22 protein-coding genes are annotated in these 21,311 nt (G+C 59.6%); 14 read left to right on the top strand and 8 right to left on the bottom strand.

The features are described from left to right. Positions 1-44: 44 nt before the first annotated feature. Both ACRCYW_RS05595 and mpl read right to left on the bottom strand, forming a co-directional pair. Complete coding sequence (locus ACRCYW_RS05595; protein ID WP_438549162.1) at positions 45-656, bottom strand: flavin prenyltransferase UbiX; 612 nt, start codon at positions 654-656, stop codon at positions 45-47. Position 657: 1 nt separating this feature from the next. After that, entirely contained in the window at positions 658-2,037 is a 1,380-nt protein-coding gene (mpl, locus tag ACRCYW_RS05600; protein ID WP_438549163.1) for a UDP-N-acetylmuramate:L-alanyl-gamma-D-glutamyl-meso-diaminopimelate ligase, read from the bottom strand. A 179-nt stretch (positions 2,038-2,216) separates the two neighbouring features. Between mpl and ppa the strand changes: the two genes are divergently transcribed. Beyond that, positions 2,217-2,747, top strand: a complete 531-nt coding sequence (gene ppa, locus ACRCYW_RS05605) for an inorganic diphosphatase (RefSeq protein ID WP_349921090.1) — start codon at positions 2,217-2,219, stop codon at positions 2,745-2,747. A 26-nt stretch (positions 2,748-2,773) separates the two neighbouring features. Here the strand turns inward: ppa and ACRCYW_RS05610 are convergent, their stop codons facing one another. Then, complete coding sequence (locus ACRCYW_RS05610) at positions 2,774-3,106, bottom strand: hypothetical protein (protein WP_438549164.1); 333 nt, start codon at positions 3,104-3,106, stop codon at positions 2,774-2,776. Positions 3,107-3,246: 140 nt separating this feature from the next. Here ACRCYW_RS05610 and ACRCYW_RS05615 point away from each other — a divergent pair, with 140 nt between their 5' ends. From ACRCYW_RS05615 to ACRCYW_RS05675, 13 genes are all read left to right on the top strand, one after another. After that, positions 3,247-4,122: a hypothetical protein gene (locus ACRCYW_RS05615; RefSeq protein WP_438549165.1), complete on the top strand. Its 876-nt coding sequence runs from the start codon at positions 3,247-3,249 to the stop codon at positions 4,120-4,122. Positions 4,123-4,343: 221 nt separating this feature from the next. Beyond that, on the top strand, positions 4,344-4,886 hold the full coding sequence (locus tag ACRCYW_RS05620; RefSeq protein ID WP_438549166.1) for a YtfJ family protein: 543 nt from the start codon (positions 4,344-4,346) through the stop codon (positions 4,884-4,886). A 43-nt stretch (positions 4,887-4,929) separates the two neighbouring features. Further along, positions 4,930-5,220: a hypothetical protein gene (locus ACRCYW_RS05625; protein ID WP_438549444.1), complete on the top strand. Its 291-nt coding sequence runs from the start codon at positions 4,930-4,932 to the stop codon at positions 5,218-5,220. 40 nt (positions 5,221-5,260) lie between these two features. Further along, entirely contained in the window at positions 5,261-5,830 is a 570-nt protein-coding gene (locus tag ACRCYW_RS05630) for a DUF2796 domain-containing protein (RefSeq protein WP_438549167.1), read from the top strand. 4 nt (positions 5,831-5,834) lie between these two features. Next, positions 5,835-6,521 (top strand): ABC transporter ATP-binding protein, encoded by a 687-nt coding sequence (locus tag ACRCYW_RS05635; RefSeq protein WP_438549168.1) that lies wholly within the window; start codon positions 5,835-5,837, stop codon positions 6,519-6,521. A 73-nt stretch (positions 6,522-6,594) separates the two neighbouring features. Then, entirely contained in the window at positions 6,595-7,842 is a 1,248-nt protein-coding gene (locus ACRCYW_RS05640; protein WP_438549169.1) for an ABC transporter permease, read from the top strand. 23 nt (positions 7,843-7,865) lie between these two features. Next, entirely contained in the window at positions 7,866-8,336 is a 471-nt protein-coding gene (locus tag ACRCYW_RS05645) for a DUF3299 domain-containing protein (RefSeq protein WP_438549445.1), read from the top strand. Positions 8,337-8,506: 170 nt separating this feature from the next. After that, entirely contained in the window at positions 8,507-9,358 is an 852-nt protein-coding gene (locus tag ACRCYW_RS05650) for a TIGR03899 family protein (protein WP_438549170.1), read from the top strand. A gap of 248 nt (positions 9,359-9,606) precedes the next feature. After that, positions 9,607-11,235, top strand: coding sequence for a methyl-accepting chemotaxis protein (locus ACRCYW_RS05655; RefSeq protein ID WP_438549171.1), 1,629 nt, complete (start codon positions 9,607-9,609; stop codon positions 11,233-11,235). A 651-nt stretch (positions 11,236-11,886) separates the two neighbouring features. Then, the gene (locus tag ACRCYW_RS05660; RefSeq protein WP_438549172.1) at positions 11,887-12,837 is read left to right on the top strand and encodes an alpha/beta hydrolase family protein; all 951 of its coding nucleotides are present in this window, start codon (positions 11,887-11,889) and stop codon (positions 12,835-12,837) included. Positions 12,838-12,984: 147 nt separating this feature from the next. Then, positions 12,985-13,413, top strand: a complete 429-nt coding sequence (locus ACRCYW_RS05665; protein ID WP_438549173.1) for a nuclear transport factor 2 family protein — start codon at positions 12,985-12,987, stop codon at positions 13,411-13,413. A gap of 22 nt (positions 13,414-13,435) precedes the next feature. After that, positions 13,436-14,053, top strand: coding sequence for a nucleotidyltransferase domain-containing protein (locus ACRCYW_RS05670; protein WP_438549174.1), 618 nt, complete (start codon positions 13,436-13,438; stop codon positions 14,051-14,053). Between the two features lie 195 nt (positions 14,054-14,248). Further along, positions 14,249-14,596, top strand: coding sequence for a hypothetical protein (locus ACRCYW_RS05675; RefSeq protein ID WP_438549175.1), 348 nt, complete (start codon positions 14,249-14,251; stop codon positions 14,594-14,596). 227 nt (positions 14,597-14,823) lie between these two features. Here ACRCYW_RS05675 and cysC read toward each other — a convergent pair whose 3' ends face one another. The 5 genes from cysC to cysG all read right to left on the bottom strand — a co-directional run bounded on the left by cysC (position 14,824) and on the right by cysG (position 21,172). Next, on the bottom strand, positions 14,824-15,417 hold the full coding sequence (gene cysC / locus ACRCYW_RS05680) for an adenylyl-sulfate kinase (RefSeq protein WP_438549176.1): 594 nt from the start codon (positions 15,415-15,417) through the stop codon (positions 14,824-14,826). Positions 15,418-15,556: 139 nt separating this feature from the next. Next, positions 15,557-17,281, bottom strand: a complete 1,725-nt coding sequence (locus ACRCYW_RS05685) for an SLC13 family permease (RefSeq protein WP_438549177.1) — start codon at positions 17,279-17,281, stop codon at positions 15,557-15,559. Between the two features lie 4 nt (positions 17,282-17,285). Then, a complete protein-coding gene (cysN, locus tag ACRCYW_RS05690; protein WP_438549178.1) occupies positions 17,286-18,713 on the bottom strand; it encodes a sulfate adenylyltransferase subunit CysN in 1,428 nt (475 codons plus the stop codon). 11 nt (positions 18,714-18,724) lie between these two features. Continuing rightward, complete coding sequence (gene cysD, locus ACRCYW_RS05695) at positions 18,725-19,651, bottom strand: sulfate adenylyltransferase subunit CysD (RefSeq protein WP_438549179.1); 927 nt, start codon at positions 19,649-19,651, stop codon at positions 18,725-18,727. Between the two features lie 93 nt (positions 19,652-19,744). Next, the gene (cysG, locus tag ACRCYW_RS05700) at positions 19,745-21,172 is read right to left on the bottom strand and encodes a siroheme synthase CysG (protein WP_438549180.1); all 1,428 of its coding nucleotides are present in this window, start codon (positions 21,170-21,172) and stop codon (positions 19,745-19,747) included. Positions 21,173-21,311 lie beyond the last annotated feature (139 nt).

Here is a 21,311-nt window from a genome sequence, read left to right on the forward strand (position 1 = left end):
GACGATGAGTCCGGCGCCGCTTTTGTTTGCCTGGTTGTGAGGATTCAGGGCTTGGCATAACCCCAGCGCTGGGTCAGCACCTGCTCGATGCCCAGGTGATCCAGGAGCCGCGCCACCATGAAGTCCACCAGATCCTCGATGCTCTTGGGCTCATGGTAGAAACCGGGCGCCGCCGGCATGATGGTCACCCCGAGCCGCGCCAGTTTCAGCATGTTCTCCAGATGGATGGCGGAAAACGGGCTCTCGCGGGGTACCAGGATGAGCTGGCCCCGCTCCTTGATCACCACGTCCGCCGCCCGCTCCAGCAGGTTGTCCGAGGTGCCGTTGGCGATGGCCGAGACTGTGCCCATGGAGCAGGGACAGACCACCATCTGCCTGGGGGCCGCCGAGCCGGAGGCCACCGGCGAGAACCACTCCTCCTTGCCACAGGCCACTATCTGCCCCTCCCTCGCGCCGTATTGGCGGCAGAGGTAGGCAGACAGCTCCTTGGGGCTGCCCGGCCAATCTACCTGCTGCTCGGTCTTGAGCACCACCCGGGCGGCCGAGGAGGCCAGCAGATAGACCCTGTAATCGGCTTGTACCAGGCACTCGAGCAAACGCAGTGCATAAGGGGCACCGGAAGCCCCCGTCAGCGCCAAGGTGATCTGTTTATCCATGTTAACTCGCGATCTTCTGCTGGAGGCGGGCGAGCAGCTTGTCATGGATGCCGCCGAAGCCGCCGTTGCTCATGATCAGAATATGATCCCCCGGATGACTCTCGGCCACCAGGGCGTCGATCAGGGCATCCAGCTCCCCGAACACCTGGGCCGGACGGCGCATGTGAGCGGTCACATCGCCGAGATCCCAACCGATGTTCGGCGGCTGGAAGAAGAACACCTCGTCGGCACCGTCGAAGCAGCCGGCCAGCTCCTCCTTGTGCACCCCGAGTTTCATGGTGTTGGAGCGGGGCTCCAGCACCGCCAGGATGCGGGCCTTGCCTCCGATCCCATCAACCCTGGCGCGCAGGCCGCCGAGGGTTGTCTCGATGGCGGTCGGGTGGTGGGCGAAGTCGTCATAGACGCTGACGCCGGCCACCTCACCTTTGAGCTCCATGCGCCGCTTCGGCGACTTGAACTGACACAGGGCTTTGATCCCGTGCTCCACCATGACGCCGGCGTGGCGGGCGGCGGCGATGGCCATCAGGCCGTTGTTGACGTTGTGCTCGCCGATGCACTCCCAGCGCACCTCCCCCTGCTTGACACCGTCCAGCCACACCTCGAACACCGAGCCGTCGTCCGCCAGCTTGACCGCCTTCCACTTGGCATCGTCCTGGCCCACCAGCTCAACCTCGCTCCAGCACCCCATCTCGCGCACGGCACCGAGGTTGTGATCGGCCTGCGGGAACAGCACCCGGCCGTTGCTCGGCACGGTGCGCATCAGGTGATGGAACTGGCGCTGGATGGCGGCGAGATCCGGGAAGATGTCCGCGTGGTCGAACTCCAGGTTGTTCATGATCAAGGTGCGGGGATGGTAATGAACGAACTTGGAGCGCTTGTCGAAGAAGGCGCAGTCATACTCGTCCGCCTCGATGACGAAGAAGGGGGCGGAGCCCAGGCGAGCGGAGACAGGGAAGTTGCCCGGCACGCCGCCGATGAGGAAACCGGGTTCCAGCTTGGCATACTCCAGCACCCAGGCCAGCATGCTGGCGGTGGTGGTCTTGCCATGGGTGCCCGCCACGGCCAGCACCCAGCGATCTTTCAACACGTGTTCGAGCAGCCACTGGGGGCCCGAGATATAAGGCAGGTTGCGATCCAGCACATATTCCACGCAGGGGTTGCCACGGCTCATGGCGTTGCCGACCACCACCAGATCCGGCGCGGGAGCGAGCTGGGACGGATCATAACCCTCGGTCAATTCGATGCCCTGCTGCTCGAGCTGGGTGCTCATGGGGGGGTAGACATTGGCATCGGAGCCGGTCACCCGATAGCCGAGCTGCTTCGCCAACACCGCCAGACCACCCATGAAGGTGCCGCAGATCCCGAGAATATGAATGTGCATACCACTGCCTTGTCCAATGAAGGGAGTGGACATTCTACCAAGGTCACCGGAATTTGGCAGACCCAAGCTGCCACTGTGGTACCAAGGCTGTCGCAGTGGCCGCGAAATATGGTCATTTGACGGGACATCGCTATAATGTCGGCCTGCAAACTCGACTCCAACATGCTAAAGGAAATGTCATGAGCCTGAACCTGGTACCGGCTGGCAAGAGCCTGCCCGACGACATCTACGTCATCATCGAAATCCCGCAGAACGCCGACCCGATCAAATACGAAGTCGACAAGGACAGCGGTGCCATCTTCGTTGATCGCTTCATGTCCACTCCGATGTTCTACCCGTGCAACTACGGCTACGTGAACGCCACCCTGTCCCTGGATGGGGATCCCGTCGACGTGCTGGTTCCGACTCCCTACCCCCTGCTGGCCGGCTCCGTCATTCGCTGCCGCCCGGTCGGCGTGCTGAAGATGACCGACGAGTCTGGCGAAGATGCCAAGATCGTGGCCGTGCCGCACTCCAAGCTGACCAAGCAATACGACCACATCAAGGATGTGAACGATCTGCCCGAGCTGCTGAAAGCCCAGATCCAGCACTTCTTCGAGCGTTACAAAGAGCTGGAAGCGGGCAAGTGGGTCAAGGTGGAAGGTTGGGGCGACAAGGCCGCCGCCGAAGCCGAGATCCTGACTTCCGCCGAGCGTTACGCTGCCAAGTAAGTGTCAGCTCGCGATAAAAAGGCGCCTTATGGCGCCTTTTTATTTGTCCGTGGCTGACGATCCGGGGGATCCCCCTGGATATAGATGTCGCGGCCGTTGTCGCGATAGGGGCGGTAGTAGTCGTCACCGCAGCGGTACTCCCCGCCCGCACTGCCCACCAGATCGCAGTTCACCGGCAACACCTCCAGCCACTTCACCGCCTGCTGGAAGCGCAGCCACTCCTGCCACTCGTGTTCGCGCGCCAGCCTGTCCCGCAGGGCAAAGGTGTCCGCCGGGGAGAGCCCCTGATTGACGATCACCTGGCCCGCCGCCGCCGGCAGGGTGGTCAAGAGCAGCAGGAACATGGCACCAGCTTTCATGGTCGTCCTCCAAATCGAATATTTTCAAAATTAAATTTAAAGCTTTATCAAGTAATTACCAACTAAAGCCTCATTGGAGCAATCCAAATCCCGCTCCCTCACCTAGTTGTTTAATATCAACCGGCGCAGGAAGCATCCCCATGAAACTGGCACAAGCTCTGCTGTGGAGTCTGATGGTTGGCACCTCTTGCGCTCAGGAGGTCAGTTTCAGCTGGCAGTGGCTCTCTGCCGATGGCCAGCAGAAGCACCTGCAACTGAGCACGGACGAACGCATTCTCTCCGCCAGTCGCCACGAGATGACCCAGCTCGATGCCTCCCTCAACTATCCCCTCGAGACGCTCTACTCCTACATCAGCCCGCGCCTCTACAGCAGCATCAACCAGATCAACCAGAGCAGCCCGGAGACCGCCACCAAGTTTCGCAATCTGGAGCAGGCCTTTACCCTGCACGACAACAGCCTGGAGTCGACCCAGTTCTGGCAGGCCTACCGGCAATACCAGGAGGATGCCTTCTACCAGATGCGGGTCTCCCCCTGCGTGCATCCGGCCAACATCAAGCTGCCCTGCGTGAGGCCCAACTACTCCCAGCTGTTCTACCAGTTCAAGGGGGATCTCAAGCCCCTGGCCCAGCAGTTTTCCGCCAAGGATCTGGCCACCAGCGTGCATCTGCTGCAGGAGTGGCTGAACGCCATCCCCACTCCCCCCGAGCAGATGGATCACTTCTCCCCCCCCCTGCAGGCCCTGCAGGACAACAAGGCCGACAGCGACGAGAAGGCGCTCCTGATGGCCAGCCTGCTGGCTGAGCTGGCCCCCCAGTACATGCTCAGCATCATCTACCCCAATATCAGCATCGGCAGCGTCTCCCCCGCCTGGCTCGCCATCACGGCGGACAGCGGCCTCGAGGGGGATACGGTGGTGATCGGCAATCAGCGCCACGTGCTGCTGACCGGCTCTCCCCTGCTGGCCCAGCAGATGACCATGGCCCAGATCCCGCTGATCAGTGAACCCCTTTACTAGAATCCACTCCTCAAACCAGTTGATAAGCGGTTGATCTTTATCGGCTGCATGCGATTCTAGCGGCCCTTGCCAGGGGGCCGCGCTACAGATGGCCGCGCCGGCAGGATCCACAAGGCGATAACATTTAACACTTTTTAAACAGATCCGATCAGTTTAGGATGTGGGGTGCCTCTTTCCCTCAACCACAAGTCGTTATAACATAACAAAGGAGTGTCATACGGATGAAACATCTCGTACTTACTCTGGCGCTGCTGCCGAGCCTGGTCATGGCCCACAACATCAAGGAATCCGCCCAGGTTCCCCTGGTCAATATCGCCGACAAGGGCGAACTGGTGTTGAAGGACAAGGAGATAAGCTACCAGCCCTGGCAGAGCAAGGTGCTGACCGGCAAGGTATTCTTGATCCAGCACATCGCGGGTCGCTCCAGCGCCAAGGAGCTCAACGGCCCCATGATCGAGGCGATCAAGGCCGCCAAGCTGCCCCATGATCAGTATCAGACGGTCACCATCATCAACAGCAATGACGCCATCTGGGGCACCTCCGGCTTTGTGAAGAGCAGCGCCGAAGACAGCAAGAAGGAGTTCCCCTGGTCCGCCATGATACTGGATGCCAAGGGCATGGCCCGCAACGCCTGGGATCTGACCCCGGAGAGTTCGGCCATCATATTGCTGGATAAAGAAGGCAAGGTGCTGTTCGCCAAAGATGGCCAGCTCGATGCCACCGATATCACCAAGGTGATGGGGCTCATCAAGTCCCATCTCTGAATCAGAGAGAAGGGCGCTGATGGCGCCCTTTCCACAGGGGCTTATGGTGCGTTCCAAGCTGAAAATCGGGTTGTTGCTGCTGGGCTGGTTGTGGTTGCAACCGGCACTGGCGCAGCATCCGCTGGAAGCGGACCTGCCCGGCCATAGCCACCATTGCCTGATCTGCGCCCTCCACCTGGATGGCAAGCTGGCCCTGACCCCCGGCGCCCTGGCCCCAGCCCAGCCCTTTGTCGCCTACCCGCCCCTCTCCACCGAGATCACCCGCGTCTCGCGTCTGTACAGCCCCCACTACAGCATCCGTGCACCGCCCGCCATTCATCGTCTGTCCGTTTAAATATTTCCATTATTTATCAATAATTTTGAAAGGATTAACGATGAAAGCTGCCACCCTGTTCCTGGCGGTCGCCGCCTTTGGCGTGCAAGCCAACCACGATGAACACGAGAGCCACGGCCACGGCGCTCACGAGCATGGCCACGGCCACCTCAACCTGGTGCTCGATGGCAACCAGCTGATGATCGAGCTGCAGGCTCCCGCCGCCGATCTGGTGGGCTTCGAGCACGCCGCCAAGACGGATGCCGAGAAGGTGCAATTCGCCAAGGCCATGGCCCAGCTCAAGCAGCCGGATGCCCTGTTCCGCCTCGATCCCGCCGCCGGTTGCACCCTGGCCCAGCAGGAGATCAATGCTCCCAAGGAAGATCATGATCACGACCATGACCATGACAAGGCCGACGCCGATCACGACGAACATCACCACGAAGACGGTCACGCCGACATGGGCGCCATGTACACCTACAACTGCCAGACACCAGCCAAGCTGACCGGGCTGGAAGCCACCCTGTTCAGTCTCTACCCGAGCCTGGAGAAGCTGAGCGTGCAAGGCATCCTGCCCGCCGGTCAGACCGCCGCCGAACTGACTCCATCTGCCTACAAACTGAGCTGGTGATCCCATGACAAACGCCGTGGTTGAGATCCGCGATCTGGCCTTCGCCTGGCCAGGTGGCGAGGCTGTACTCGATCTGCCCGCCCTGCGCATCGCGCAGGGGGAGCGGGTATTCATCAAGGGCCCATCGGGTTCCGGCAAGTCGACCCTGCTCGGGCTGTTGGCCGGGATCCAGACCGCCAACCACGGCACCCTGGAGGTGCTGGGCCAGCCCTTGGCCCAGCTCTCCGGCCGCGCCCGTGACCACTTCCGGGCGGCCAATCTGGGCTACATCTTCCAGCAGTTCAATCTGCTGCCCTTTTTATCCGTGCTGGACAACGTCACCGCGGCGCTCACCTTCTCCCCCCAGAAACGCTCCCGCTTGCTCGCCAGTCCGGAGCAGGAAGCCCGCCGCCTGTTGGGCGAATTGCAGTTACCGGACGAGGCGTTGCACAGGCCGGTCCATGCCTTGAGCATCGGTCAGCAGCAGCGGGTCGCCGCCGCCCGGGCGCTGATCGGCTCACCGCCCCTGGTGATCGCCGATGAACCCACCTCGGCGCTCGATACCGACAACAGGGCCGCCTTCATCAAGCTGTTGTTCGAGGAGTGCGACAAGCAGGGCTCGACCCTCATCTTCGTCAGCCACGACCCCTACCTCGAACCCCTCTTCCCCCGGGTGGAGAACCTGCAACGGCTCAACCGGAGGGCTGCATGATGAGATCGGATAACCAGAACCTCTGCGCGCCCGCGCAGGCAGGCTGCCAGCCATTCAGGACGCGGAGGTCGCCATGCTGAAACTCGCCCTGCAAAGTCTCTGGGCCCGCCGCCTCACCGCCGGGCTCACCCTGCTGGCCGTGGCCATCAGCGTCACCCTGCTGCTCGGGGTGGAGCGGGTGCGCACCGAGGCGCGCGAGAGCTTCGCCAATACGGTCTCCGGCACGGATCTCATCGTCGGTGCCCGCTCCGGCCAGGTGAACCTCATGCTCTACTCCGTGTTTCGCATCGGCAACCCCACCAACAACGTGGGCTGGGACACCTATCAGGCCATCAAGCAGCGCCCCGGCATCGCCTGGACCATTCCCCTCTCCCTCGGAGACTCCCACAAGGGCTTCCGGGTACTCGGCACCAACGGCGACTATTTCACCCACCTGAAATACGGCCAGCAGCAGTCTCTGCAGATGCGGGAAGGGCGTCCGTTCGAGACGCCGTTCGAGGCGGTGCTCGGTGCCCAGGTGGCCGAGAAGCTCGGTTACAAGCTGGATCAGTCCATCATCATCGCCCACGGCGCCGGCAACACCTCCTTCAGCCAGCACGACAACCTGCCGTTCAAGGTGGTGGGGATACTGGCGCCGACCGGTACCCCGGTCGATCGCACCGTGCATGTACCGCTGGCGGGTATCGAGGCCATCCACCTCGGCTGGGACACCGGCCGTCACAGCAAGAACGTCACCGCCGAGCAGGCGCTGGCGCAAGATCTCACCCCCAAGACCATCACCGCCTTTATGGTGGGCCTGAGCAATCGCATATTGGCCTTCCAGCTGCAGCGCGGCATCAACACCTACACGGGCGAACCCCTGATGGCCATCTTGCCGGGGGCCGCATTGCAGGAGCTGTGGGGCATGATGAGCGTGATGGAGACGGCGCTCACCGTCATCGCCGGCTTCGTGGTAGTGGCGGGCCTCATCGGCATGCTGACCACATTGCTGGCGGGGCTCAACGAGCGACGTCGTGAACTCGCCATCCTGCGCTCCCTCGGCGCCGGCCCGTCTCACCTGTTCCTGCTGCTGGCGCTGGAGGCCATGGCCCTCACCACCCTCGGCATCGCCCTCGGGGTCGGGGCCCTCTACCTCGGACAACTGCTTGCCACCCCCTGGCTGCTCAGCCACTATGGCCTGCAACTGGGCCTGGGCCTGCCGAGTGCCTACGAATGGCAGCTGCTGGGACTGGTGTGGCTGGCAGGCATGGTGATAGGGCTGCTGCCTGCGGCCCGCGCGTATCGCTACAGCCTGAGCGATGGCATGAGTATCCGGATATGACGATGACAAGAGGGAAGATGACGATGTGGCGAGTGCTGACCGTGCTGTTGGGTGTGTTGGCTTTGCCTGCCCATGCCGTTGATTACAAGACAATCGACTGGGATGTGCTCATTCCAGAGGGTGAAAAACTGCTGCCACCGCCCCAGGTCAGCCACGACGGCAACCTTGCCTCGGTGCCGCAACCGGTCGGCGGGGTCAACAAGAAGCTGGACAACCAGGATCTGCGCATCCCGGGCTTCGTGGTGCCGCTGGAGGGGAATGCCAAGAAGGTCACCGCCTTCCTGCTGGTGCCCTACTTCGGCGCCTGCATCCACGTGCCACCGCCCCCCACCAACCAGGTGATCTATGTGAGCTACCCCAAGGGCGCGCCTGTGGACGATCTCTGGGACGCCATCTGGGTGAAGGGCAAGATGCGCACCGTCAGTTCCAGCCACGAGATGGCTACCGCCTCCTACTCCATAGAGGCGACCGACGTCAGCGTCTACGAGGAGTAAGCCGCCGCGTCTATTGCCTTGATACGCAATCAAAATGGCCTCCCCCGGGAGGCCTTTTTGTTATCCAGCCTGCACATCTGGGCCCAGGCCCGCCTGAGGGATTGCTCGTCCGCCCGGTTGGGGTAACATTCAATACCAGCCTGAATCCCCTCAGCCAGCACGGAGCCAGCATGGCCGATCTGCCGCCCCCCAAGAAAGAGAGTTCCATCCTGAGCAGCCAGGAGCAGACCCTGCGCCTGGCCCGCAGCCGCGGCATCGACGGCATGCTGACCCGCAACAGCGACAGCACCTTCGAGCAGCGCGCCACCTTCCGCCAACTGGCGGAACAGGCCGCCCGCCAGCGCAATCTGGAATCCATCATGGTGATGGCCTCCCGCCACTGTGAGGAGACGGCCGCCGGCGGCGAGATGGACAGCGACTGGCTGACCCGCTTCCTGCAGCTGGCCGAAGAGATCAGCATGGTACCCATGCAGCAGCTGTGGGGGCGTATCTTCGCCCTGGAAGTGGCGACCCCGGGTCGCTTCTCCATCCGGGCCCTCAGCACCCTCAAGGAGATGACCCAGCGCGAGGCCCAGCTGTTCCAGCGCATCTGCGCCCTCTGCTGCCACTACGAGGGGAGCGATGAGCAGCGCCTGCTGCTCGGCATGCACAAGGGGGCCAGCCTGCTGAGTCGCGCCAGAGTCACCCGCATGGGGCTCGGCAAGTACCGGGTGCCCTACAGCGCCCTGCTGCTGCTGTTCGATCTCGGTCTGCTGCACCGAGGGGAGCTCGAATCCGGCCCCCTGCCCGCCGATGGGGTGGAGCTTGCGTTCGGCAATCAACACTGGCGACTACGCCAGCGCCAGAGTCACCTCACCCTGCTCTACTACCGCCTCACCCCGGTGGGCAACGAGCTCGCCCAATTGCTGGAAGAGCCGCCGCTGGAGGAGTACCTGCAGGATCTCAAGACCCTGCTCTCCACCAACCTGCAGATCGAGACCCTGACCCAGCCCCCCGCCGGCGCACCGGATATCCCCGCCTGAATCAGCCGGGAGCCCGAGCGAGCTCCCGCTTTGTTGCTTGCCAAATTGCGAAACCGACACCCCTATTGCCAAAACGGCTCCCAAAAAGCGAATCGATTCAGCTAGTCGCCGCGCTGGCCTTGGCCGTTTTCGGCAATCCACGTACCTTGGCCAGAAAACATACATGTCGAACGCATTTTAAGCGTCTATCGACACTCTGGTGCGCGGTTTGCAGTCAGGACTCATCATTCCCATTGTCGGACGCCCCCATGAGAGTCAACCAGCCCGTTACCCAGCGTGAGCGCCTCTACCCGGCGCATCAGAATCTCATCTCCACCACGGATCTGGAGAGCCGCATCACCTTTGCCAACGAGGAGTTCTGCCAGATTGCCGGCTTCACCCTGGCGGAGTTGCAGGGCACCCCCCACAACCTGGTACGCCACCCCGATATGCCGACTCAGGCCTTCGCCGATATGTGGGGCCATATCCGGGAAGGCAAGAGCTGGATGGGACCGGTCAAGAATCGCTGCAAGAACGGGGATCACTACTGGGTCAACGCCTTCGTCACCCCCATTCAGGATGCGAGCGGCAAGGTGGTGGAGTATCAGTCGGTGCGCACCGCGCCGGACGAGGCGCTCAAGGGGCGGGCCGAGAAGGTCTACGCTGGCCTAAGAGAGGGACAAGCACCCCTGGCTCTGCGTCTGCCGGCCTTCTCCCACATGCTGGTGCTCAATGGCTGCCTGCTGCTCGCCCTCGTCGCCCTGCTTGGCCTCGGCTATGGCCATGAGTCCGGCTGGCTGGCCGGGCTCGCCACCCTGCCCCTTATCGGCGCCCTCCTGGTGGTGAACGCCCTTGGCCGGCGCCTTGGCAAGCTCGGCGAGCTTGCCCGCAACCGCTTTGACAATCCGCTGATGCAGCTGCTCTACACGGGCCGGGTCGATCGGCTCGCCGCCGTCGAGCTCGCCATGAAGATGAACCAGGCCGAGTTCAACGCCGTGCTGGCCCGCACCCAGCAGACCTGCCAGCAGATCCTGACATCCGCACAGACGGACTTGCACAACGCCGAGACCATCACCGACAACCTGCAGCAACAGCAGGCCCAGACCAATCAGGTCGCCACCGCCATCACCCAGATGGCCCAGTCCATCCGCGAGGTGTCCCAAAGCTCCACCGCCTCCTCCGATCGGCTGGACGAGACCGCAGATCTCTTCAAGGAGGGTAACCTCCGCGTGCAGGAAACCATCGAAGAGGTGGAAGGGATGCACAGTGAGCTGGTCACCTCCAAGGGGGTGATCAATACGCTCGCCACCCAGTGCCGGGCCATCGACGGCATCCTGGATGTGATCAACAGCATCGCCAATCAAACCAACCTGCTGGCCCTCAACGCCGCCATCGAGGCCGCCCGCGCCGGCGAGGCGGGCCGAGGCTTCTCCGTGGTGGCGGACGAGATCCGATCGCTGGCCATCAAGACCCAATCCTCCACCGGCGAGATCCAGAAGATGATCAGCCTCTTGCAGGGCAGTGCCGGAGATGCGGAGCAGGCCATGGCGCAAGGGGAGCGACTCTCCGCCAGTTGCCGTCTCAAGGCCTCCGCCACCGGCGACGTGCTGCAACAGATAAGCGATCGCCTGCTGCAGGTGACCGCCGGCAGCAACCAGATAGCCCAGGCGGTGCAGGAGCAATCCCAAGTCACGGCCGACATAGACCGCAGCGTGCTCAGCATCAAGCGCCTCGCCGACGACTCCAGTCAGGGCAGCCAGCACGCGGTGCAAGGGGTCATGGCCTTGGTGCGGCAACTCGGCGAACTGGAACGGCTGGTGCGCCAGTTCCAACAACGCCCCTCCCCCCATGCAGCCAGTACGCCCTTGCCTGACGGCCACCCCCTGCTCGCCCGCTGAGCCTTCACGGAGGAAACCAGAAGCCATTAAAGACCGTGCGCTAACACAAAAAAGCATGGGCCCGTCTCTCACGAGACGGGCCCATCGACATTACGGGGCTGGGATCTCTATATCAGACCCCGACCCCACAAGGCGGCCAGCCGCTGATCCGCCCGCACCACAGCTTGCCTTTGCTGCTCTCTAAATGACGGTTGCACGACACTGCACTCAACAGGGTGGCTGCCCCAATTTCACTGCCCCGCCCGATACCGTCGAGCCTTGAGAGAGTTAGGACACCCATCACCATATCATCCCCTCTTCGAACACAACCCGCTGACCGCTTAATTTATTGATCTTGCCCGAGAAACGACCATCTCGCCCTTCCCTAACCGGCTCCGTTCGGTAACATAACCATCAGGAACATCTCTTGTCGGAGTCAGCCATGTACCAGACCAGAGCAACACCACAGGTAACAAGCAGCAGGCTGGAGGCTGGAATTCAGGGGCGGTAGCCTTGCCTGATGAAATAGATAAACGAGTGGCAATACAAATACATTCTGATACCAGAGAGCGTGAGTTCTCAGACCACCGCCATAAAAGTGATAAAAATTATTTAAACGGTCGGATTATCGGATAAGTAATATCTTTAATCTCATCACTGTCAGAGGCCAAGATGAAAATCCGAGCGATATTTTTACTTTTGCTCTTTTTGACACTCACTAGTAACGCAGAAGATATCACCACTCGCACAGCCAACAGGGATGATGGCTCGCCTATCTCCTATTATCTGGCCCAACATTCCCATGATGTAGATACACTGCTGTTGATTCTGCAAGGCTCTGATTGCAACAGTGTGCTTAACATTGATTCGATACTTTCAGACTATAAAGATGTTTGGCCAGAAGCTGATGTTCTGCTGGTCGAAAAGTACGGCATCTATCGCAAATTAAAATACAGTACCGATCCGGCACGCAAGGATTGCCCTGCTCAGTACCTTGAAAAGGACAGCCCTGCGCAGCGGGTAGCAGATATCAAGGTTGTACTCGATATCGTTCGAAAAGATGGGAAATACAAGAAAATTATCCTCTTGGGCGGCAGTGAAGGAGCCGTTATCGCCAACCTGGTGACCGCAGATGTTGATTTTATTGATGCCACGATCTCCTTCAATGGAGGTGGCCGCTGGTTTATTGATGACGTTTCACACAGCATCGCGACAAAGCATAAAAACCCCGAAGCGGTGAGAAAAGAGGTCGATGACTTTAAAGGGTTTGCCGAGCATGTTCTTAACAGCAAACCCTTTGAGCTTGATGTGAGCGGGCATGGTTATCATTGGTGGCAGCAGATGCTCTCCATCGATCAGCTGGATACCCTGAAAAAAATAAAATCTCCTTTGCTGGTCGTGCAGGGTGGGAGGGACACTGCGATATCACCGCAAAAAACAGATGAGCTGATGCAGCACTTTAAAGAACTCGGGAAGAACAATATCGAGTATCGGCGTTACGAAGAACTCGATCATGGACTAAAAAATAGTGACGGGAAAAGTCAGCGCAAAGAGGTAGTAAAGGATATGAATATATGGTTACAGTCCAAGCTAGGCGACCCGAAGAAGTTCAATCCCCACTGATTTAGGCTTGCTTATGATGCATTGATTTAACGCTTTTTATAACGACGACCAGGATGGAGTGGAGTCATAAAGAGGCGTCACTCATCAGTCCCCCCCCTCCTTCCAATCACGGTTATGCGAACAACTAATAGAGATATAGAAATGGTAATGGAACAGGAAAGTTTAGTTGAGATAGCGATTGAGTATTTCAAGAGAGTAGATGCAGGTGATCCCAGTTATCTTGACCTCTTCTCGGAGAATGTTGATTTTTTCTTCCCCAAATTTGGCCAGGCTAAAGGAAAGGATGCATTGGTTGAGTTTGGCAATAGAATTGGTAGCTCGCTCACCAGTATCTGGCATGACATAGATGGCTTTAAGATAACGACTGCTGGCAACACTGTGATTGTTGAGGGACAAGAGGGGGGAGTAATGAGTGATGGTACCTCTTGGCCGGATAATAATATCTCCATGGGCCGTTTTTGTAGTGTATTTGAATTTACAGGCTCGCTGATAAGCCGCATGTACGTGTATGTCGACCCTGATTTTCCGAGTAGAGATGTAGCAAGGATTGCTGTGTTGTCAGGGAAAAATTATTAGCTGTTATATGCTCGGAGTAGAAATGGACAACATTCTAGATTTAGCAATGGAAGAGCTGAAAGAGAAATATGCACCTCATACAATCATTCTTTATGGTTCTTATGCCCGCAATGAGGCAACCGAAACCAGTGATATCGACATAGCCTGTTTTTGCGATAGTCCGAGCGAACAAAAAGATGCAAGGTTATTTCACGGCATTCATCTTGATGTATGGGTTTACCCAACCGATTATCTAAGTTCAATTCCCGAAGAAGCCCTTCGCTTCGGTGACGGAAAAGTCATTTATGATACACAAGGTCTAGGGAGCAGCTACCTGGCTCGCATTAAGCAGAAGCTCGCAGATGGTAAACCGGCAACATCGGAAATGGATAAGGCACACCTTCAACAGTGGGTAATGAAAATGTTGGAGCGTGTGCATGATAAAAACATAGATAGTCATTATCGTCGTACCTGGCTTCAGCATGACCTTCTAGAGATATATTTTGAAATGCGCGACTTGTGGTATCTAGGCTCAAAGAAAAGCTTCCGCTATTTACAGCAGTATGACCAACCCACATTCAGTCTATTTGAGAAAACGTACAAAGATCCGTTAAATACGGATTTATTGGCAGTCCTATCAAAGAAAGTTGTACGTATATAACAAACATTCCAACAAAAGTCACAGCATATTAAACTTTCACTATGTTTTTGTTTAACTCAACTATTAGTGCACCTACCATCTTTCTCCTCAACTGGTTATCCATCATACGAAGCAGCATGCTACGCTGCGGTCAAATTGGTGGGCGACCTAGATTTTACTGGATATGTCCCGCGTTATAAATCACAAGGAAGTGTTATGAGAAAATTATTTATTGGGGCAGTTTTTGCACTTAGTTCAAGTGTGTTAGCCAACCCATATAAAAGTGAATTTGTTGATGTTTCAATTCAAGTACAAGAAGGTAAAAAAACTTTTCAACTGATCTGCCAGCCTAAGGTCACTATGGGGGAGCTGCCAGAAAACTGGATTGGTACTTGCAATGATATTGGTAAGAAGCTTATGGAGTTAGCCGTTGAAAGCGGATTGAAAGTAGAACCGGTTGACAAAGCATTTGGTTTGGCAGGTGATTTTGCTCAAAAAGTGTCTAGTGATTTACCCGAGAATGTTGTCCCCACAAAAATTATCAGCCGAGAGTTTGGTGGTTAATTGCTTATAACAAGGTGCGATGGTCGCCACTTACGTGGCTGGGGTGGCTTCCGCTGTGCTTCAGCCGCCCCAAAACTTGACGTTAGTCAGAAGGAATCCTCCTTTGATCACCATGTTAAACACCCCATTAAGCCGTTAACCACCGACAACAAGGGGAATAGTGGGTAGGTAATAAACAAGGGGGCAAACGCCCCCTCGAATATGAATACTCGCACAGACCAACGTCCTCAGTCGATCAGTCCACGCTTACGCAGTGCGGTCAACAACTCATCCACCAGCGCTTCCACCGGCTTGACGGCGTTAAGCAGATGGATTTCCGGCTGCTCCGGTGCCTCGTAGGCTGAGTCAATTCCGGTAAAGTTGCGGATCTCCCCCGCCCGCGCTTTTTTATAGAGCCCCTTGGGATCGCGCTCTTCACAGACGGCGAGGGGCGCATCGACGAATACCTCGACAAACTCCCCTTCACCCACGAGATTGCGCACCAGGTCCCGCTCGGCGCGGAACGGCGAGATAAAGGCGGTGAGGACGATGAGGCCCGCATCCACCATTAATTTCGCCACTTCCCCAACCCGGCGGATATTCTCCTGGCGGGCGGCGTCATCGAAGCCGAGATCGCCGCACAGACCGTGGCGCACATTGTCCCCATCCAGCAGATAGGTGTGCTTGCCCGAGGCGGCCAGCGCCTGCTCCAGCGCTCCCGCCAGGGTGGACTTGCCCGCCCCGGAGAGGCCGGTGAACCAGATCACCAGGGGCTTTTGCCCTTTCAATTCGGCCCGGCTCCGCTTGTCGACGGCATGGTCGTGCCACACGATATTGCTCATTCACACTCCTTGCTTGGCGCTCGCGCCTCAATGCTGAAACTCTCTGACTCCTTGGAGCCCGGCCAAGTTACCAGCCACTGACGGGTAACTAGGCCGTCGTCTATTAATCTTCCCGGCTAAACACCCAGGTGGCGCAGCTTTAGAACGGGAACAGCAGGGGCACCATGCAGATCACCCCCAGGCTGTAAGCCAGGGAGACCGGCAGGGCCAGCTTGAGATAGTCCGGCATCCTGTAGTTGCCCGCCGCATAGACCATGAGATTGGTCTGGTAGCCGTAGGGCAGTATGAAACTGGAGCTGGCCCCAAACAACACCGCCAGGATAAACGGCATGGTGGAGACGTCCATGCTCAGCGCCAGCTGATAGCCCATGGGGAAGGCCAGGGCCGCCGCCGCGTTGTTGCTCATCAACTCGGTCAGCACCAGGGTGAACAAGTAGATGCCGAGGAAGGCGATGAAGGGGCTGGCACCGTCGAACTCCCCCATTAACCAGTCGGCGATAAGGCGGGCCAAGCCACTTCGCTCCAGCTGATCGGCGATGGCGAGCGCCCCGCCCACCACCAGCCAGATATCCAGCGGAAAGCGGCGGCGGATCTCGTCCAGGGTCAGGATGCGGGAGAACAGCAGCACCACCAGCATCACCAGCAGCCCCTTGAACAGCGGCACCAGATCGAATACCGACAGGGCCAACACCCCGAGAAAACCCAGGATCACGGCGGCGCTGCGGTTGCCATCGAGGCGGGTGGAAGCCTCCAGCCCGCTCACCACCACGAACTCCCGGGCGAGGGACTTGTTGCCGGCAAACTTGGGGCCAGGCGCCAGCAGCAGGGTATCCCCCGCATGCAGCTCAATCTGGCCGAGGCCGCCGGTGAGCTGGGTCTCGCCCCGGCGCACCGCCAGCACCACGGCATCGAAGTGGGTGCGAAACTCCGCATCCTTGATGGATTGCCCCACCAACCGCGAGCTGTGGCTGACGATCACCTCCACCAGGTGCTGGCCGTTGAGGCGATGCTGACCGTAGAGATCCAGCCCCTTGAGCTCCTGCAGCACGCCGACGCTCTCCACGTCGCCGCAAAACAGCAGCATGTCCCCCTCGTGCAACTCGTGCTCCGGCTGCACCGGGCAGATCACCTGATTGCCGCGGATGATCTCGGCAAGATAGAGGCTTTTCAGGCTGCGCAGGCCGTTCTCCTTGACGCTGCGCCCGGCCAGGGGCGAGCCGGGGCCCACCTTGGCCTCGAGAAAGTAGCCGGATTCCCGGCTCATCTCGGTATCCTGCTCCGGCAAGTGGCGGGCAAACAGCAGTACGGCCACCAGACCGGCCAGCAGGGTCCCCGCCCCCACCATAAAGAAGTCGAACATGCCGAGGGGCTCGGCTCCCATCTTGATGAGGAAGCTGTTGACGATGAGGTTGGTGGAGGTGCCGATCAGGGTCAGCACGCCGCCGAAGGTCGCCGCGAAGCACATGGGCAGCAACAGCCGGGAGGGAGCATGGTTGGGGTTGCGTTTGACCGCCCCCAACATGGAGGCCACCACGGCGGTGTTGTTGACGAAGGCCGACAGGAAGGCGGTGGAGAACCACACCTTCACCAGTACCTTGTTGAACGAGCCCGTGCCCACCAGGTTGGCGAACCAGCTCATGATCCGGGTCTTCTCCACCGCGAGCGACACCAGTAACAGCAGCACCAGGGTCAGCAGGGCGCTGTTGGTGTAGCCCGCCACCACGGCGTTGATGTCCGCCAGGCCGCTCAGATAGGTGATGAGCACGGCGCCCGAGAAGAGCAGCGCCGGCCGGAGTTTGCCCTGGATCAGCAGGACGACGAGGGCAGCCAGCAGACCCAGCACCAGGGATTGTTGCCAGGTCATGGGCTTATTCCTTGCTTGCGCCGTTACCGATGGTCAGCGCCTGCCAGTGAGGGAAGTGCTTGCGCACCAGGGCGTTGAGCTCTATTTCGAACTCGCTGTATTGCCCTTTCACTGCCTTGGCCGCCAGCCCTTCCACTATCATACCGGCACCGACGGTGACGTTGGTCAGCCGGTCGATCAGGATGAAGCTGCCGGTATCGCGGATCTCCTGGTAGGGGTCGAAGGCCACGGGGTCGGTCAGGCTCAGTTCGCACAGACCGATCTCGTTGAGCTTGAGCTCGGAGGCCGCCAGCTCGTCCAGCCTGTTGATCTCGACGCGGTGGCGGATGGCCTCCACCTGGCCGCGGCTCTTCTTGGTGGCCAGCTTGACGTCGTAGACCCGGCCCGGCTGCAGGGACTCTTCCCCCATCCAGACGATGTGAGCCAGCACGTTCTGGGTCACCTGGGGCTGGCGAGCGGCATCCACCAGCAGGTCGCCTCGGCTGATGTCGATCTCGTCGGCAAACGTCACCGTGATGGCCTGACCCGGCAGGGCGTAGTCCAGATCTCCGTCAAAGGTGACGATGCGGGTCACCTTGCTCTGCTTGCCGGACGGCAGCACCGCCAGGGTGTCACCCACCCGCAGCACACCGGAGGCCAGGGTGCCCGCGAAGCCGCGAAAATCCAGGTTCGGGCGGTTCACATATTGCACCGGCAGGCGCACCGGATGGCGCTCCAGCTCACGCTCCACTTCCGCAGACTCCAGCAGGGAGAGCAGGGTTTCGCCCTGATACCAGGCCAGCTTGTCGCTTTGGTTGACCACGTTGTCACCATCCAGCGCCGAGACCGGCACGATGTGGATGTTGTCGACGCTGAGCTTCTTGGCGAATTCGCGATATTCGGCGCTGATGCGCTCGAACACGGCCTGGCTGAACTCCACCAGATCCATCTTGTTGACCGCCACCACACACTGTTTTATCCCCAGCAGACTGGCGATAAAGCTGTGGCGACGGGTCTGATCCAGCACCCCCTTGCGGGCATCGATCAATATGATGGCGAGATCGCAGGTGGAGGCGCCGGTGGCCATGTTGCGGGTGTACTGCTCGTGGCCCGGGGTGTCCGAGATGATAAATTTGCGCTTGGCCGTGGAGAAATAACGGTAGGCCACATCTATGGTGATGCCTTGCTCGCGCTCGGCCTGCAGGCCGTCCACCAAGAGCGCCAGATCCAGCTTCTCACCCGCGGTGCCGAGCTTCTGGCTGTCGGACTCCAGGGCCTTGAGCTGATCTTCATAGATCTGCTGGGAGTCGTGCAGCAGGCGGCCGATCAGGGTGCTCTTGCCGTCATCCACGCTGCCGCAGGTAAGAAAGCGCAGCAGGCTCTTGTGCTGCTGGGCGTGCAGGTAGGCTTCGATGCCCTGTTCCGTGATGGCGGTTTGAATATGGTTGTTCATGTGTCGATTCCTTAGAAATATCCCTGACGCTTCTTCTGCTCCATGGAGCCCGCCTGATCGTGGTCGATCAATCGCCCTTGCCGCTCGCTGGAGGTGGTCACCAGCATCTCCTCGATGATCTCGGTCAGGGTGGTGGCACTGGATTCGATGGCCCCGGTCAGCGGGTAGCAGCCGAGGGTACGGAAGCGCACCAGCTCCTGCTTCACCTCGTCTTCCGGGCCAATGGGCATGCGCTCGTCATCCACCATGATCTTGATGCCGCCCCGCTCCACCACTGGGCGCATGGCCGCGAAGTAGAGTGGCACTATGTCGATGTTTTCCAGGTAGATGTATTGCCAGATGTCGAGCTCGGTCCAGTTGGAGAGCGGGAACACCCGTATGCTCTCCCCCTTGTTGACCTGGCCGTTGTAGACCCGCCACAGCTCGGGTCTCTGGTTCTTGGGATCCCAGCGGTGGGACTTATCACGGAAGGAGTAGACCCGCTCCTTGGCACGGGACTTCTCCTCGTCCCGACGGGCGCCACCGAAGGCGGCGTCGAAGCCGTACTTGTTCAGCGCCTGCTTGAGCCCCTCTGTCTTCATGATGTCGGTGTGCTTGCCACTGCCGTGCACGAAGGGGTTGATGTTCATGGCCAGGCCGTCCGGGTTTTTGTGGACGATGAGATCCAGCCCGTACTTGGCGGCGGTCTCGTCCCGGAACTTGATCATCTCCTTGAACTTCCAGTTGGTGTCAACATGCAGCAGCGGGAAGGGGATCTTGCCCGGGTAGAAGGCCTTGCGGGCCAGGTGCAGCATGACGGAGGAGTCCTTGCCGATGGAGTACATCATCACCGGGTTTTCAAATTCTGCAGCCACCTCGCGGATGATGTGGATGCTCTCGGCTTCCAACTGCTGCAGGTGGGTCAATCTTTCACGATCCATGTCTTGGTCCTCAGTCATTGCTAACGCGCTTGGTCAGGGCGCGATGGTGGTTCAGTTCGCGGCCGCAGTGGCGACAGCGTCAAATTGGTTGTGCTCTGCCAGATAAGCCGTTCAGGCCAGGCTGACCAGTTTCAGATCCGTGCTGCCGAACTCATCGCTCAGCGCACTCCCCTGCTCACCAAACCAGGCGAGCTGCTCGCGTAAGGAAACCACCTCGCCGATGACGATAAGGGATGGGCTCTCGGCTTGCGCCGCCAGAGTCGCCAACTCATTCAGGGTGCCGGTCAGCACTCGCTGACTGGCCTGGGTGCCTCTCTCTATGATGGCGAGGGGAGTTGCGCCGCTGCGGCCATGGCTTACCAGCTGCTGTTGAATGTGCTCGGAGCGCATCAGCCCCATGTAGATAACCAGGGTCTGATCAGTGGCGGCGAGCTGCTGCCAGTCCGGCTCCTTGCCATCGCTCTGGCAGTGGCCCGTGATAAAGACCGCACTTTGCGCATAGTCACGATGAGTGAGCGGGATGCCTGCATAGGCGGTGGCACCGGCAGCGGCCGTGATACCCGGCACCACCGAGAAGGGAATACCCTCGGCGGCCAGCACTTCCAGCTCCTCGCCACCGCGGCCAAACATGAAGGGATCGCCCCCCTTGAGGCGCACCACCCGGTTGCCGGCCCTGGCGTATTCCACCAGCAGGCGGTTGGTCTCTTCCTGGGGCACGCTGTGGGCACCCGCCTTCTTGCCGACCGATACTAGGGTTGCATCCCGGCGCACCAGCTCCAGGATCTCGGGGGAGACCAGCTGATCGTAAAGCACCACCTCCGCCTGCTGGATCTGTTGCAGCGCCTTGAGGGTCAACAGACCCGGATCGCCGGGGCCGGCGCCGACCAGTACCACTTCGCCCACTTCGGTCTGGGCCTTGTCCAGCCCCTCGTTCAGCCAATGCTCTGCCCCCTGCCAGTCCTGCTTCTCGATCAGGCTGCCGAGGGTGTTGGAGGCAAACGCCCGCTCCCAGAAGCGGCGACGATCGGACAGCGACACCAGCACTTGCTTGGCCTTGCCGCGCACCCGACCGGAGAGTTCAGCCAGGCCGCCGAGATGGCGGGGGAGCAGGCTCTCCAGCCGCTCGCGCAGTAGGCGCACCAGCACGGGCGCCTTGCCACCGCTGGAGACGGCCACCACCACAGGGGATCTGTCTATGATGGAGGGGAAGATAAAGCTGGAGCGCACCGGATCGTCCACTACATTGACGAACAGTCCGCGCTGGTTGGCGCTCTGGTAGACCAGGGCATTGACTTCGAGATCGTCGGTGGCGGCCACCACCAGGATATGACCGACCAGATGATCGGAGGTGAAACGCGCCGCCAGATGGGTGAAGCGGCCATGGAATTCGTTGAAGGCGGCGTCGATGGTCGGGGAAACCAGGGTCAGGCGGGCACCGGCGGCCAGCAGCAGGCGCGCCTTGCGCAGGGCTACCTCGCCCCCGCCTACTAGCAGTACCGGGCGGCCTTCCAACTTGGCAAACATAGGTAAATAATCCATTTCGGCCCATTCCTCGGCATACGACGACAACTGGGGCGACTATAGGCAGGCTGCTTATTCCTTCAAAATAATAAAAAATGCTCTTTAATGCGTTTTGGTAATTAGTAAACCTGCACAATGGCAAAGGCGAGTGAATGTC

This window comes from Aeromonas sp. (genome assembly GCF_051657805.1).
Lineage (GTDB): Bacteria > Pseudomonadota > Gammaproteobacteria > Enterobacterales > Aeromonadaceae > Aeromonas.